Source organism: Paenibacillus sp. VMFN-D1 (assembly GCF_003386155.1).
Taxonomy (GTDB): domain Bacteria; phylum Bacillota; class Bacilli; order Paenibacillales; family Paenibacillaceae; genus Paenibacillus_AQ; species Paenibacillus_AQ favisporus.
This window is the reverse complement of record NZ_QRDU01000002.1, coordinates 569,964-586,255: the sequence shown is the minus strand read 5'-3', so window position 1 is coordinate 586,255 and position 16,292 is coordinate 569,964. Positions and strand designations below refer to the sequence as shown.

At 54.2% G+C, this 16,292-nt stretch carries 11 protein-coding genes; 3 read left to right on the top strand and 8 right to left on the bottom strand.

The window, feature by feature from the left end; translation table 11 throughout:
- Positions 1 to 282: 282 nt before the first annotated feature.
- On the top strand, positions 283 to 1,518 hold the full coding sequence (locus C7820_RS18120; protein ID WP_116232222.1) for an MFS transporter: 1,236 nt from the start codon (positions 283 to 285) through the stop codon (positions 1,516 to 1,518).
- 155 nt (positions 1,519 to 1,673) lie between these two features.
- Here C7820_RS18120 and xynC read toward each other — a convergent pair whose 3' ends face one another.
- The 8 genes from xynC to C7820_RS18080 form a co-directional block, all read right to left on the bottom strand.
- Entirely contained in the window at positions 1,674 to 2,960 is a 1,287-nt protein-coding gene (xynC, locus tag C7820_RS18115) for a glucuronoarabinoxylan endo-1,4-beta-xylanase XynC (RefSeq protein WP_116232669.1), read from the bottom strand.
- A gap of 467 nt (positions 2,961 to 3,427) precedes the next feature.
- On the bottom strand, positions 3,428 to 4,444 hold the full coding sequence (locus C7820_RS18110; protein ID WP_076170530.1) for an endo-1,4-beta-xylanase: 1,017 nt from the start codon (positions 4,442 to 4,444) through the stop codon (positions 3,428 to 3,430).
- A gap of 162 nt (positions 4,445 to 4,606) precedes the next feature.
- Positions 4,607 to 5,566, bottom strand: coding sequence for a carbohydrate ABC transporter permease (locus C7820_RS18105; RefSeq protein ID WP_076170816.1), 960 nt, complete (start codon positions 5,564 to 5,566; stop codon positions 4,607 to 4,609).
- A gap of 2 nt (positions 5,567 to 5,568) precedes the next feature.
- Positions 5,569 to 6,528 (bottom strand): ABC transporter permease, encoded by a 960-nt coding sequence (locus tag C7820_RS18100; protein ID WP_076170531.1) that lies wholly within the window; start codon positions 6,526 to 6,528, stop codon positions 5,569 to 5,571.
- Positions 6,529 to 6,618: 90 nt separating this feature from the next.
- Complete coding sequence (locus tag C7820_RS18095; RefSeq protein ID WP_116232221.1) at positions 6,619 to 8,310, bottom strand: ABC transporter substrate-binding protein; 1,692 nt, start codon at positions 8,308 to 8,310, stop codon at positions 6,619 to 6,621.
- A gap of 131 nt (positions 8,311 to 8,441) precedes the next feature.
- Positions 8,442 to 9,986 (bottom strand): response regulator transcription factor, encoded by a 1,545-nt coding sequence (locus C7820_RS18090; protein WP_116232220.1) that lies wholly within the window; start codon positions 9,984 to 9,986, stop codon positions 8,442 to 8,444.
- Between the two features lie 26 nt (positions 9,987 to 10,012).
- Positions 10,013 to 11,815 (bottom strand): sensor histidine kinase, encoded by a 1,803-nt coding sequence (locus C7820_RS18085; RefSeq protein WP_076170818.1) that lies wholly within the window; start codon positions 11,813 to 11,815, stop codon positions 10,013 to 10,015.
- Positions 11,816 to 11,819: 4 nt separating this feature from the next.
- Entirely contained in the window at positions 11,820 to 13,382 is a 1,563-nt protein-coding gene (locus tag C7820_RS18080; protein WP_116232219.1) for a response regulator, read from the bottom strand.
- Positions 13,383 to 13,637: 255 nt separating this feature from the next.
- Between C7820_RS18080 and C7820_RS18075 the strand changes: the two genes are divergently transcribed.
- Positions 13,638 to 15,413 carry a sensor histidine kinase gene (locus tag C7820_RS18075; protein ID WP_116232218.1) on the top strand — a complete coding sequence of 592 codons (1,776 nt, stop codon included), beginning with the start codon at positions 13,638 to 13,640 and terminating at the stop codon, positions 15,411 to 15,413.
- A 2-nt stretch (positions 15,414 to 15,415) separates the two neighbouring features.
- Positions 15,416 to 16,210: a response regulator transcription factor gene (locus tag C7820_RS18070; protein ID WP_116232217.1), complete on the top strand. Its 795-nt coding sequence runs from the start codon at positions 15,416 to 15,418 to the stop codon at positions 16,208 to 16,210.
- Positions 16,211 to 16,292: the final 82 nt, after the last annotated feature.

Below are 16,292 nucleotides of genomic sequence, written 5' to 3'. Positions count from 1 at the left end.
GTCGAAATTCGTCTGAATTTCCGTTTTTGAGGAAATCCCATCGAATGAAATGCAAATTTTCAGAATTGGGTTTTCAATGAAAATACCAATTAAACCGCTTACTATAACACTTCGTGTCAACTTTTTCTTTCAAAGATTAGTACGTTTCGGCCCTTTACAAGCCCCCTGTCTAACCAGTAACCTTGAAACTTTTTCTGAAAATCCCCTGTTTTCCTGTTACTATGGAGGAAGAACATTTTCCGGACGGCGACCGTCTGGTTTCAGAAAGGTTGAAGCTGCAGCATGAATTCTACTTCTACTCCAGATTTGCATCCCCGTACGGCGGCAAAGGGCAAGGAACCCTTCCCTGTCTCCCTTCTGTCGCTGACGGTGGGCGCCTTTGCGATCGGCATGACCGAATTCGTGATCATGGGCATTCTGCCAAATGTAGCCGATGATCTGAACGTAAGCATCTCCACAGCCGGGCAGCTGATCACCAGCTACGCGCTGGGCGTGGCGGTCGGCGCCCCGATCCTGACCATCTTAACTCACCGGCTTCCGCAGAAGCTGCTGCTCTGCCTGTTGATGGCGTTGTTCATTCTCGGCAACGGCATTGCCGTCATCGCACCGAACTATACCGTGCTGATGGCAGCCCGCCTCATAACGGCGCTGTGCCACGGCACCTTCTTCGGCGTCGGCGCCGTTATCGCTTCCGGCCTCGTCAAGCCGCATAAGCGGGCCGGCGCAGTATCCATCATGATGGCGGGCCTGACAATCGCTAACATTATCGGCGTGCCGGTGGGCACCTTTGTCGGCCAGCACCTGGGCTGGCGCGCCTCCTTCGGCGCGATCATGGTGATGGGGATCGTGGCCCTGATCGGCATCGTCCTGTTCATCCCGAGGATCCGCCGCGATGAGTCGGCCAGCCTGGGCAAGCAGTTCAGGGCGGTAGCCCAGCCCAAGCTGCTGATCATCCTTCTGGCCTGCGCCGTCGGCAACTCAAGCTTGTTCGCCGTCTTTACGTATATCGCCCCGCTGCTGGAGCAGGTGACCGGATTCCATGAAAGCAGCGTCACCTGGATTCTCGTCCTGTTCGGCATCGGGGTCACGGTCGGCAACATGCTTGGCGGCAAGCTCGCCGACTGGAAGCTGATGCCCGCGATCCTGGGCATCTTCCTCTCCATCTGTGTGCTGCTGACGATTTTCACTTTTACCGTCAAAAGCCCCGTTGGCGCAGTCGTCACGATCTTCCTGTGGGGAGCCGCTTCGTTTGCGGTCATGCCGGGCATTCAGGTGAAAATCATGAACCTGGCGCAGGAGGCGCCCGCGCTCGCCTCGACCTCCAACCACTCGGCCGGCAACCTCGGCAACGCGTTCGGCGCCTTCTTCGGCGGATGGGTCATCGACGAGATGGGGCTCACCTCCCTGCCTTGGATCGGCGCCCTGCTCGTCGGGCTCGCCTTCCTGATCGTGCTGGCCGTCTATATGCAGGAGCGCAGACGGCAGACGGTTCCGGTGGCGGGGACGGTTAGCAAGTAAGACCGGACTTTGAGCATATACCGGAGATTACAGTGACAAGCCAAAAAACACCTCCCTTGGAAGGGAGGTGTTCTCTTTTTTGTTACATATCGTTCCCATTAAACGAGCCGGCAGGCCGAAATCATCATCCTGTCCCACCGTTTAGTTTGCACCGTTTAATGCGCCAATTCGCCTACGAAGGTTGTCACGCTTTGGGCAGGAAGCTGGGCCGTAAAAGAACCGCCCTTTACTTTAATCGAAGATCCGGCGGTCATATTTCTGCTGGCGTCCGTTACCCATGGGGTGACCTTCGACGCCTTGCCGTTTTGCAAGGTGAAAGTTTGGCTTACCGCTGAAGTGCCTTTGTTAATGGCCACAATCACGACCTTGTTGTTGCCTTTATATGCAGAAGTGTAGACGTTGGTATCAGGGTTCTTCGTTGCATCGACCCTGACATAACCGGGGCGGACAAATTTGGAGAAATGAGCCATATTATACCCGCGCTTGCTTATCGTACCGTCCTCTTTCATAGGACCATACTGCCTGCGGATATACCACCATACGTAAGCCTCGAAATCTCCCTCTACCATCGCATTATGAATATGATAGGACACGTCAAGCGCCTCGGGCCACCGATCTGCAGAGTTAGCATCGCTGTTCGGATAGTATACTTCCGTCATCCACAGTTCTTTGCCCGCTCCCTTTTGCTTAAAGAGAGGATACGCGAAATCGCTGATCTGGGTTCCGTACAGGTGGGTACCCAAAATGTCCATATTGGCCAGGGCCTGCGGATCGTTCAGAATAGGGTCGGACATGTTTTTCAGGTATTGGAACGATTCCGGTGCGATAACCCGGCAGTTAATGGAGCCTGCATTTTCCTTCATAAAGCGAAGCATCTCTTCAGGAGTCCACCACGTCCAGGTATGGGCATAGTCAGGCTCGTTCTGGACGGATATCGCATATAGATCCACACCGTTGTTCTTCATGAAAGTAACGAAATCGTTAAGATACTGGGCGTAGTCAGCATACTTGTCGTATCTGAGCCGTTTGGCCGACGTATCTCCGTTCCGGTTGAACGTCTCTGTCATATCGCTCGGCGGATTCCAAGGGGATGCAAACACAATGGCTCCGTGTGCAATCGCACTCTTGGCCGTTTCGACTTCCTTGCTCCAATTGTTCCGATCTTCATCCACATGAATTCTGAGGATGGAAAAGCCCAGCTGGTTGTCCCCATTGCCGAAGGCCGTTTCTCTTTGGGCTTCCGTCAAATCCCCAATCCAGACGGGGTGGTTGATTCCCCCAAAACCGCGAATCACCTGTTTTTCCGCCGATAAGTTGATAGTGGCGTTACTTGAAGCTGACACCTGAGCCGGCCCCGGCACGGCCAGTACGATCGAAAGGGCCGTTACACCGGCTAACAATCCGCAAACCGATTTTTTCAGACGTGACCACGTTGCGTGCATTTCCATTAATACCTCCATTATCTCGATAGAATCATTTCGCTATATAGATTGAACAAAAGTGTTGCTCTAAAACTTCCTGTTATAACGGCCCAATACGGCCTATAACATTCTTTTTTTGTTCATTCTATATTGCCGGAATAAAATTCAGTTTCCTCTCACCCCCCTGTTTAAGTCTCGATTTCCCCTTCATTTCAGACCCGGATAACCATCGATGGGCGAGACCCCAATCCCTCGCTCAGCCAGCCGCTCTTTGATATTCAACGCTGCCCTGTAGGTAAGATTTATGACGTTTCTGCCCGAACCCCATCGAAGTTTCAATGCAACGAATGTATTCCGATTTAGAACATCCAATTGGTAAAGGAATGAGCCGTCCCCCGTAGATCATAGGGGAACGGCATCATCGAATACCAGGCGCTTGCTTGCTGCAAGCTGCAAGATTCCGCTTCTTCACTATTTTGCGTTTCCGCCTACTCCGCAAACAACGCGGCGATCCGGTCATAAGCCGGCTTCGGACGGTGCTGCGCATCGAACAGCATTGGCCAGTTTTTGCGGCCGCGCACCGGAAAATCATCCAGCCACGTATAGTCGTCGGCCGCCCCCCAGAACGTCACCCCGCTGATGACGTCGCGGTATTCCTTCAGCAGACCGAACACGCCCTCGTACAGCTCCGCCTGACGCTCGAGCATGCCTGGCTCCGGCGAAGTCAGATCGGCCCGCCTGTCATCGAAGCGGAAGACCGACACGTCCAGCTCGGTGAGCTGCAGCTGCAAGCCGAGCGAAGCATACTTCTCGATCGCCGCACGGATATCATCCAGGGACGGATCGAAGAGGTTCCAATGGGCTTGCAGGCCGATGCCGTGGATCGGCGCGCCTTGTTCCAGCAAGGACTTCACCAGCGCGTAAATTTTATCCCGCTTGGCGGGATGCGATTCGTTGTAGTCGTTGTAGAAGAGCAGGGCGTCCGGATCGGCATCATGGGCGTATTCGAACGCCCTGGCGATAAACTCCGGCCCGGCGATGTCCAGCCACTTCGACGGACGCAGCAGTGCGTCGCCTTCGTCGGCGATAACCTCGTTGACCACATCCCAGGCATAAAGGCGGCCCTTGTACCGCCCCACCACCGTATCGATATGCGAGCGGAGCCGCTCGAGCAATAAGGCCTTGCCGGCCGGCTGTCCCTGGCTGTCCTCGAACAGCCAGTCCGGGGTCTGATTATGCCAGACAAGCGTGTGCCCGCGCATCGCCATTTGGTGCCTGCCGGCGAAATCGGCCAGCAGATCAGCATCCTCAAACGTATACACGCCTTCCTCCGGATGAACGCTGACGAACTTCATTTCGTTTTCCGCGGTAATGCTGTTAAAATGGTGTGCCAGCAGCTGCTCTTGCGACCGGATCGTCCGCGGATTGACCGCCGCTCCGATCCGGAAATGCTGCGCGAAAAGATCCTTCAGCGCCTGCTCGGTATGCGTACCCGTTGAATTCATGACAGACAGACTCCCTCCCGCCTATGGGTGTGAATTTGGACTTTAGTGAAATCCGGCGACCGCCACGCTGACCTCTTGGGAGGCCACTAAAAGGCGGCCCTATGCGGTTCCCTTAGGGTTGAAAAATCGCCATCCACGGCGCTTTTTCGTTCTTTGACTCGGTTACTCTTTCACGCTGCCGACATTGAGCCCGACCACAAAATACTTTTGCAGGAACGGATAGACCACCAGAATCGGAACGGAGGCTACAATCGTTATGGCTGCGCGGATCGAGAGCGGCGTCACCATCGATACCGCGGTTTCCTGGTTCACGCCGACGCCTGCCGCTACGTTCGGATTGCTGTTGGAGTTCATACTCGACGAGAGCAGCTTCATCAGCTCATACTGCAGCGTACTGAGCTCCTGTCTGGAGGAGGTGTACAGGAATGCGTCAAACCAGGAGTTCCATGCGCCTACGGCCACAAACAGTGCGATGGTGGCAAGCACCGGTGTACACAGCGGGAAAATGATCCGCAGGAAAATTTTGAAATCCCCGGCGCCGTCGATCTTGGCCGATTCGACCAGGCTGTCCGGAATCGTTCCGATATAGGTGCGGATGACGATCATGTTGAACGCGCTGATCATGGACGGGAAAATGTACACCCAGAAGCTGTTCAGCAGGTGCAGGTCCTTAATCAGGAAGTATCCCGGAATCAAGCCGGCGCTGAAGTACATCGTCAGCACGAAAATGACGGTGATCGGCTTGCGGAAGACGTATTCCTTCCGGCTCAGCGTATACGACAGCATCGTTGTCAGGAAGATGTTCAGCACTGTGGACAGCACGGTCCGAGCCACGGAGATCCAAAACGCGTCATAAATCGTGCCCGATGCGAACACCGCCTTGTAGTTCTGCAGCGTCCATTGCCGTGGCCATAAATAAATGCCTCCGCGGATCGTATCGTTGCCTGCATTCAGCGACACGGCGATCGTGTTCAAAAACGGATACAGCGTGACAACCACCAAAAAGATCATAAAAATCGCATTAATCGTATTGAACAGCACCGGCTCAACTTTGCTCGAGCGCATGCTTTTTCTTATCGTAACACCAGCCGCTCCCTGCGGGCTGATTTGATGATTTTCCATACTCATAACAGCCTCTCTTCCCCAAGCCGCTTTGCGGTCCAGTTGGCCACCAGTAACAGGGCGACGCTCACGACCGTTTTAAAGATCCCGCCGGCTGTGGCAAGTGAATAGTTTCCTTGAGCAATCCCGTATTTCAAGACAAAGATATCGATCGTTTCGGCCCAGTCCACGACAAGCCCGTTGCCGAGCAGGTACTGAACCTCAAAGCCAGCGTCCAAAATATGACCGATGGACATGATCAGCAAAATGACAATCGTGGATTTGATCCCCGGCAGAGTTACATGAAGCATCTTCCGGTAGCGGTTGGCTCCGTCCATCTCCGCTGCTTCGTACAGCGCGGGATCGATCGACGCCATGGCGGCCAGATAGATGATCGTGTTCCAGCCGACTTCTTTCCACACATGGGAAGCACCGACGATGCCCCAGAAATACTTTCCTTCGCTAAGCCATAAAATCGGTTCCTTGATCAAATGCAGCTTCATCAAAATATCGTTGACAATGCCGTCGGAAGCCAGCGAAGTGGCTACGATCCCGGTCACGATAACCCAGGACAAAAAGTGCGGAAGGTAAGAAATCGTTTGTACCGTCCTTTTCCAAATGACCTTTCGAATTTCGTTGAGCAGCAGCGCGAGCACGATTGCCGTTACGAAACCAAGCACGAGATTGATAATGCTCATCCCGAGCGTATTGCGCAGCACCCGCATAAAATCGTCATCGGTAAACAAAAATTTAAACTGCTTGAATCCGACCCAGTCCTGTTGGCTGAAGGAACGCGCCGGTTTGTAGTTCTGAAATGCCATCGTCCAGCCCCAGACCGGAACGTAGGCAAATAAAATGATATACAGCGTCAAGGGCACGGACATCCAGATCAACTGCTGCTGGCTCTTCAGCACAGCCCAGGTCAGCTTCCGTTTCTTCTCTGGTTTCCGGACAGCTTTCTTATTGGTTACAGTCACAGCCATACGTTTGCTCTCCTCACCATATTCAAATTCCGGAGCGGGTATCTATAAAGCGGAAGGCGCTCATTCGCGCCTCCCACTTTCTGTGAACCCTTATTTACTCCAATTATCGATTCTCCACTTGATTTGCTCGTTGATCTTGTCTTCGTACGCCTTGACATCGACCTTGTGAATTTGTGACGTGTACTCATTCCATACCGAATCAAAATCGGACGGGTTCGCCAAAACGGCTTTCGGCAAATACTTGGTGGACAGATCGTTCAGCTTCGTGTTCGCTACTTTGGCTGGCGATCCTTCGACCAGATCGATGGACCAGGCCGGGTAGTAAATCGGATTCTCCGGCGGCTCGCTGAAGAAATCGACGTAGCTGTCATAGCCGTAGGCTTCCAGGAATTTTTTGTCGTAATCGTTCAGGCCCGCTTTGTATTCTTCCGGCTGTGCAGCGGCGTCGGTGGAGTTGCCGTCGCTGAAGCTTCCCTCGATTTTCGGCAGGTTTCCGAAAAGGGCGTCAGCTTTGTTCGCCAGCTTCCATGTTCCGTCCGACTGCTTATCGCGTTGCTCCTGGGTCCGCATAAACCGGCCCTGGTCGTTGACGATGTAGTCCTCACCTTCAATGCCCCATGAGAACACTTTTTGCCAATCTTCCGTGATCAAGGTGTCGAGCAGCTTGATGATCTTCACAGGATCCTTTGCATTGACGCTGATTCCGAAGCCGTTGTTCAGGTTAAGCACAGCCCGGTCGCGATAATAGTCCTTTGTGCTTGTGTCATATACGAGCGGAAGTCCCACATACGTCCGGTTAAACTTCTTCTGGGTAATCAGAGAGTTCTCGGCATTCTGGAAGTTCCAGTGCTGGTCGAACATGCCGAGCACCGTGCCGCTGGACAGTTTGGCCAGGTACTGGTCAAAGTTCTGCACGAACGTCTCTTTGTCGATCAGCCCCTGCTCGTTCATTTGATTCAGCTTCTGGTAATATTTCTTGGCATAATCCTTATCGGCAAAAATTTCGGCTACGCCGTCGTTCACAACAACGCCGCCGTCGTTCGGATGACCAATCAGATGCTGAGGCGGGTTAAAGAGACCCCAGTTTTTCCAGTCATAGTTCAAAATCTCAAAACCGATCGTCGGGCTGCCGTCGATGGTCGGATGCTTCGCCTTATACTTGGCGATCAGGTCGAAGTACTCGTCCAGCGTCTTCACCTTCGGATAGCCAGCCTCAGCCAGCACGTCCTTCTGAACCCAGAATGCCGGCCCGGAATACCAGGTGCTGTTCAGCTTGCCGTTGTATACTCCATAGTTCGGCAGAATATAAATGTGCCCGTCGTTCGGGTCCTTCATCATGTTCCAGTATTTTTCATAATGCTTCTTCAAATTTGGCGCGTACTTCTCGATCAAATCCTCGAGCGGAATATAGGCTCCAGCCGCTGTCAGCTTCGTGTTGCCGGTCATCAGATCCGGGTAGTCGGAGCCGGCAATCATGACGCCCAGCTTCTGGTTAATGTCGCCTGCCAAAAACTCGAAATTAAACGTGGCTCCCGTCTCATCCTTGATTTTTTTGTAAATCTTGTTGTCCGGAGTGGGCTGCTGCCCGGCTTCCCCGATGAAAACGCTCACGTTGAACGGCTCCACCTTTCCGTCGCTGCTGCCCGTCGCTGTCTGCCCTGTAGAGCTGCTGCCATTGTCTGCGCTGTTGTCTTTGCTGCCGCCGCAGCCGGACAGGACTACGCTGAACGTCATCGCCATGAGTATGCCAAGACGAACCAGCGGTTTAAATCTTCCCCCCATGTAAAGCACCTCCGTCAAATTTTAGCCACACCAAGCTTTTTATTGTAAGCCTTTTCATGTAACTGCCTTTATTGTAAAAGCGCTGCCATAGCCGAAACTATATCGGAATTAAAGGAGTCACCTTCAAAACTTTAGAACTTCCTTTTTTTGTATTCATTGGGGGACATCGCATGCCTCGCTTCGAACTGCTTGAGGAATTGGCCGTAATGGCCGTATCCGACGCGCTCCGCAATTTCGCTGTTCTTCAAACTGCTGTTTTCCAGCAGGCGTACAGCCTCTTCAATCCGCAGATTATGCAGCATTTCGTTAAAGCCGATGCCGTTCTTCTTCAGCAGCAGCTGGCCAAGATAAACGGGATGCAGGTAGAAGACCTCGGCCAGCTTGCGGATCGTCAGCGGCTCCCGGTAGTGCTCGCGGACGTAGTCGATAATTTCCTGGGCAATGCCCTGGGACTGCCGCTGCTGTTCCCGCATAAAAAAGTCGATGCAGCCCTCGGCGCAGGACAGCAGATCGCCCATCACGTCGCCAAGCGTCATCACAGTGCCGGATATCCGGGGAATGTCGTACTTTTCGATCCAGGGCTCCGCTGCCTGGCCGGCTGCTTCGCGCATATGGCTCATGATTTGATACATGACATGGATGGCGAGTTTTTTGACGATGTCCGGATTCGGCATGGACTCCCGCAGACTGGAATCCGCTAACTGTACCGCCTTTCGCAAAGCCGGCTTGTCCAGCAGCGATACGGCCTGGAGCATTTCTTCAAACAGATCAAACCGCTCGAAATGATCCTCAAACTGGAGATGTTCCACCTGCTCGTAGAGGATCAAGCCCGGAGCATGATCAAGGTAAAAAGCATATTGTATGGCCTTCTTCGCCGCCTTGCAGCAGCAGCCGATCCGAAGCAGGCTGTTCTCAGCCTGCCCTGACGCCATAAACACCCGCTGTCCGTCCGCGCTTTCCGCCAGCAACTCCTCCGCCATCGTGTAAGCTGCCTTATCGTTATCCTCTGCCGAGCTCCAACCGTACACGATCCCGAACCTGCTCGGCTCCAGATCGACCAGATATATGTATTCGCCCGCCTCTGCCATTGCAGCAGCCTTCGCCCGCAGCCTGGCAAGAGCATCCGGCGCCGCCTGCACCAGACACATATTCCATGCCGGCATGGCATCTGACAGGCGGGTGACCTCCTTCTCCCTGCCGTCCAAGGCGTTCGCACCGCCATTCAGCAGATCTTTAATCATTGAAACCGCCTCTTCGTAAGAAGCCATCCTCGTCAGGCTCTGTTCCTCCCGCTCCCGCACGAGCTCCCTCCGAATGTCCCGGATCTGCTCAGCCGCCTCCTCCGGAATGACCGGTTTAAGCAGGTACGCATTGACGCCGTATCGCAGCGCCTTCTGGGCGTATTTAAATTCGCCATATCCGCTGACAATGGCGAATTTGACCGGTTCTGTCCCCTCCCGGCTCCACGCCTCGATCATTTCCAGCCCGTCCATCAGCGGCATCCGCACGTCGGTGATGACCAGGTCCGGCGCCAGCTCCCGGATGAAATGCAGCCCTTCCTTTCCGTTGCTTGCGCGGCCGCACACCTCAAAGCCCAGCTCCTCCCAGTCGATCCACAGCTCCAGCCCCTCCAGGGCAGCGGGTTCGTCATCGATCAACAACACTTTAAATGTCATGGTTCCCCTCCTGTATTACGGATCGATCAGCCTGCCATACCGCTTAGAAACTTGATCGGAATTTCAAAAAATACGGTCGTGCCCTGCTGCGGGCTGCTTACGATATCAAACCGCACCTGATCGTGATAGTACAGCTCTAGTCTCCGGTACACGTTGCGGATGCCGATATTGGCGCCGGACTCGTATTCGGTCTGTACCGCCTTTTTAATTTCCTTTAGCCGCTCCAGCTCCATGCCTTTGCCATTATCCGCAATAACGATGCGCAGACGCTCTTCGGTAACGTACGCGCTGACCGTTACGATGCCCTGTCCGTCGATCGCCTGAAGCCCGTGTTTGCAGGCATTTTCCACGAGCGGCTGAATGCTCATTTTCGGGATTTTGTACTGCAGCGCGTCCGGATCGATATCGAAGCGGTATTCGAATTTGTCACGGAACCGGAACTTCTCGATTTTGAGATACATGTCGATAAACATCATTTCTTCCTCCAGCGTCACGATGTCTTCCTTCCAGCTGAGGAGCCGCCGCAGCAGCTTGGACAGGCTTTTGATGATATCGGTTACGTCCGTGTAGTGGTTTTTCGTACAGACGACGAGGATCGCATTCAGCGTATTGAACAGAAAATGGGGATTCATCTGGCTCTGCAAAAAGTTCAGTTCGGCCCGCACCCGCTCCATCTCCAGGTTTTTCTGCTGGATTTCCAGCTTGTACACGTTGTTGATCAGGAACTTGATCCGGCCGGTCATCTTGTTGAAATTGCGGATGAGTCCGCCGATTTCATCCCGCCCCTCGTCGATCTGGATCAGGTCGAACTTCTCATTAGTCACCTTCTGCATATGCCGTGCCAGCCGCTTCACGCGGTAATTGTAGGATCTCAGCATAATGAAAATAAATCCCGTCGTGAACAGGGTAATCCCCGCTGCGACGATACCGACATACAGTCTCATTTCGTTCATTGCCTTAGTGATGCGCACACCCTTGGTGATCCCGATCAGCCGCCATCCCTTGACGTATTTAGCGGTGCCGATGTTGACCGAATGAACGTCCTGTTCCTTGTCCTCAGCAGACAGTTTGAACACCGGGTACGCGTCCGTCGTGCCGGTCTGGTATCCGCTCTGGGCCGACATAATGATTTGGTTCCGCTCATTGACCAGGTAAAGATCCAGGTAATCTTTTTCCCGGACAATCACGTCATAAATTTTGTTCAGGTCGATGTCGATTCGCAGCAGCTTCTGATAGTGGTCGTAGTTATCAAAATAATCCATCCGCTCGATCACGCTCAAATAAGGAGCCGTAAACACGCTGCTGTTGGCTTGGTTGGCCCGGTACGCCGCGACGAACACCGGATTCTGCGAGTCCTTCCACAATTTATACCAGTCGCTCGCCCGGACCTCGTCATCGATGACGTGGTAGTTCCCTCCGTCGACGATCGTCGGATTATCCGTGAAAATGCTGATGCGCTCGATCTGGTTGTTCACCGGAATGTAGCTGGTCACCCGGTTGCGCAGCTGTTCGTCAAAGGCGTCATAAAAATCGATCTGGCTCGCATATTTCCGGTCGAGTATTTCATACAGCGTCTTATCGCTGCTTAAGGCATGGCTGACCGCTACCCCGCCGTCGATGAAATCGTGAATATCCTTTCTCGCCCGCTCGATCGAGATATCAAGGTTCTGCTCCTCCCGCGCTTTGATCAAGTCCGACAGGCGGTCCGTCACCACCAGGTTGATGACGATCACCGGGAGCAGCACGCCGACGATAAAGATGAGCAGAAATTTATAATTCAGCGGAATATCGTTGACGATCTTCCGGAGCTTGAATTTGCGCGTGGACATCATTTCATCGCTCCCCCATCGGTCCATCCGGCGAATTTCCGGCATCCTGCTTGTAGGCCGAAGGCAGCATGCCGGTTTTCAGCTTGAATTTGTTAATAAAATAGTCCGTGTTCGGGTAGCCCACCTGAAGCGCCACGTCGGAGATTTTTAGCGGGGAGCGCTTGAGCAGTCTTTTCGCCTCTTCGATCCGCTTGTCGTTGAGGTATTCGTTAAACGGCTTCCCCGTCGTTTTCTTGAACAGCTGGCCCAAGTAAGTCGCGTTCATATGAAAATGCCTGGCCAAATCCTGCAGCTGCAGCCTTCCGCGGAATTCGCGGTCGACGTATTGCACGACCTGGTAAATGGTGTTGCTCTCGCTGCTCAGCTTCAGCTCGGACAGAAGGGTCCCCGCCTGAAGGCAAAAACGCTCCACATAGGCCTGAAGCGCCCGGTAATCCCTGATTTCACCAAGCGTGCCAAGCTGCCTTTCCTGCGCCTTCATCAAAGCGGCCGGGTCGCCGTTCAGGTCCTTGATCAGGCCGCAGACGGACCATTCCATATCCGCCACATGGGTCTTCACCCATTCCATCTCCACGGGACCCGCGGCAATCCACGCGAAAGATTCCTTGACACAAGCGGTGATGCCTTCCGGATCCCCTTCCTGCACCGTTTCCAGAAGCGTTTTGAATGTTTGCAGGAGCCGCTCCCGGTTTACCGGACGGATGCACTCCTGATAGAAAAACACTCCGCTTTTCCCCAGACAGCGCTTCCGCTCCACGACCTCCACCGTTTGGGCATACAACTCCCGGATCGAGCGCAGACTGCGTTTCGGCTCGCTGACGGCGATAATGACCGGCTCGTCCAGCCGTTCAGTCAGCTCCCGGTGAATCTGGATCGCGGCGTCCTGAAGACGGCCCGAAACTGAGGCGCCGGACTGCACGACAAATCCCATTCTTCCGCATCCGTCCTGAAAAAGACAGCCTGTTTCTCCCTCAAATCCTCGAGTCAGCAGCGGACTTACCTCAGCGGGATCGAATACGTTTTCTATCCATACCAGCAAGCACTGCAACTCTGAATTGCCCTCCAGCTTCAGGGAGCGCTTGATTTGCTCCTCCATGGCTTCGCCGTACTCTCCCTGTATCAGCCTGTTCATCATATGGCTGACGGCCAACAGCTCCTTTTTCGCCTGATGATGCTCTGCTTCAATTTCATCGCCGATCTTCCGGCTGAGCTTGACGAGCAGTTCGCCGATCTCCTCGTCATCCACCGGTTTAAGCAGATATTCAGCCACCCGCTGCCGCATTGCCGCCTGGGCGTACGAAAAGTCGTCATAGCCGCTCAGCACAACGAATTTGGGTGGTTTGGCCAGCAGCTGATTCGACTGCTCGATCAATTCGATGCCGCTCAACACCGGCATGTTGATGTCGGTGACCACCAGCTCCGGACGATGCTCCTGAATGAACCGCAGCGCATCCGGTCCGCTCTGTGCCTCCCCGCAAACCTGAAAACCGTATTTGTTCCAGTCGATCATCGTCCGGAGGCCCTCAAGAACCCACGGCTCATCGTCCACCAAAAGTACGTTTAACATGATCCTCGCTCCTTACTCATTGACCCACCCGTTGTAAGCGCATTCACAAAGGTGTGTATGGCAGGTTTCCCTCTATTACCTTCTAAGTTAGCCTGATTTTAGCAAAAGAGTTGTAAAAAAGAAACCGTTCTCTTTCTGCATCTTTACGCCATACCCGCCTGAAAAAGGATAATGACAGAAACCGCTGACTTAGGTTACATTTCAACTATGTCATTCCTCTTCCATACCACTTTCCGTTCAGAAAGGTTGACCCTGATGCGAACGAAACTGAACCGGTTCAACACGCTCCGGAACCAAATGCTCTTCGGCTTTCTGTTTGTGATGCTCATTATTTTGTCGGTCGTGGGGATCGTGAACTTCGATACAGTCTCCAGGCTGCTGAAAAACAACGCGGAGAAGCACATTCAACAAACGGCCATTCAGGCGAGCGGAAGGCTTGAGGCCGTTCTGAACCAAATCGATTCCCTGACCACTCAGGTCGCCACCAATACCTACGTTCAGCAGGTGCTGCTGAACGAGTCGGCAGGCAGGCACGCGACGTTCTCGGAACGCCAGTCCTTGCTGAACAGCATCAAAATCGTTCAGACCTATGCCGACGGCGTCAACTCGGTCGAGCTGTACAGCGGCAGCAAACGCAGGCTGTTCCCGCTGGATGAAGGCCATCTGAACAGCAGAATCAGCCAGAAATGGATCGATAACGCCCGCGAGGAAAAAGGGCGCATCGTCTGGATCGGGATCGATCCGCTGGATCCGAATTCCGTGCTGGCGATCCGCAGCGTCAGTCTGATGGACCAATGGTTCAGGCCGGGAGGGTATCTCCTCATCCGGATGAACCGTGAGATTTTTCAAATCAACGAGGCGCTGAACGAGGATGGCGGCCGCGAAACGATGCTGCTTGCCGACCGGAACTACAGCCTCATCGCCGTGAACGACGACCAGGTCACGCCCTGGCGCATCAAGTCCCTGGTGGATACGAACGACGCAGTCGTCGCCATCGACGGACAAAAGTACATGCTCGTCAAGCAGCAGTCCGCCTTGACCGGATGGACACTGCTGATCCTGACGCCAATCAGCGCGATCACAAGCGGCATTTCCGTACTGCGCACCGCGATCCTGGTCTCCGCGGGCATCGGCAGCATCCTGTTCATTCTGCTGTCCTTCCTGCTGTCGACCCTGATCACGCGGCCGGTCTTCCGCCTGATCAAGACGATGCGCAGCGCCCGGCTCAGCGGCCTCAAGCCGACGGTGCAAATTTCGTCCACCATCGAAATCAACGAGCTGAATCACTCCTACAACCAAATGGTTGAGCATATGAACGAGCTGATCGGGCTCGTTTACGAGAAGGAGATTTTGCAGAGCCGCACGGAATTGAAAGCGCTGCAGGCCCAAATCCATCCCCATTTTCTGTTTAACACGCTTGAAGCGCTGTACTGGTCTCTCATGGAAAAAGACGAAGACGAGCTGGCCGAATATGTCGTGGCGATGGCCGATCTGTTCCGCTATACGATCACCGGGCCGGGCAAGGAGGAATGGGTCCGGCTTGAGGATGAGCTTGAGCATATCGAGCGCTACCTGCTTATCATGAAAATGCGGCTCGGCGACCGGCTGTCCTGGTCGATCTCGTCGCCGCCGGCCTTGGCATCGGTGCCGATGCCAAAGCTCCTGATCCAGCCCTTGGTGGAGAACGCCATCCTGCACGGCATTGAGGGCCGGATCGGCCCCGGCAAGGTGTCGGTCGGCGTCTCCCTGTCCGCGGATCAGATGCATCTGGTCGTCACGGTGACCGACGACGGAAAAGGCATCGACGAGGACAGCCTCCGCCGGATCGTCACGGCGCTCCAGACCGGAAGGACGCCGCCCTTCAAAGGCTCCGGCATGGGGATTTTTAACGTCCAGCAGCGGATCAAGCTCTACTACGGCGGGGACCGGCCGGATGAATCTGGGCTGGCGATCGACAGCCAAATCCACCGTGGCACCCGGGTAAGCTTAACCATTCCGATCCAGACAGGGATCCAGACAGGAGAGATGTAATGATGGTTAAATCGAAAACGATTTTAGTCGTAGATGACGAACCCCGAACGAGACAAGGATTGACCCGCATGCTGGAAACCTGGGGGAACGGCGCATGCAGCGTCATTTCGGCGGACAACGGCCGCGACGCCCTGGACCTGCTGGAGCGCGAGGCGGTCGATCTGCTTATTACCGATATCCGCATGCCGGAGATCAGCGGACTGAATCTGGTGCAGCAGCTGGAATCCGGATCACCGGCCGCCCAGCCGGCCATTATTCTGATTTCCGGCTACGCCGAATTCGAGTATGCGCAGCAGGCGATCCAGCTGGGCGTCGTCAATTATTTGCTCAAGCCGATCCGCAAGGACAAGCTGTTCGATGCTGTAGAGAAGGCGCTCCAGGTTCAGGAGGAACGCTCGCGGATGAGCAAAATCCAGCGCATGGTCGACAGCAAGCTCCTTGACGCCACCGGGGACGTGAATACGCTGGCAGAGCCGGTCCAAGAAGCGCTTCAATACGTGTCGCAGCATTTGGATCAAGGCTTCGGTCTGCGGGAAGTGGCCGATCACGTCCATTTAAACCCCAGCTATTTCAGCGTCCTTTTTAAGGAGCAGATGGATATGACCTTTATCGAATACGTCACCAGGCTCCGAGTCCAGAAGGCCAAGGAGCTTCTCCTGCAGACCAAGCTGCCGGTCTCGGAAATCGCCGAACGTGTCGGCTATCAGACAACCAAGTATTTTAACAAGGTCTTCAAGGACTACGAAGGCGCAAGCCCTGGCGCCTACCGCAAAGGCGGTCAGGCAGCACCCAAATAAAGTGGAACTATACCCAAACGCTGTGCCCTTATGTCCTCCTAATACGGGATGCTACACTTGGCTTCAGAGGGAAAGCGCATAC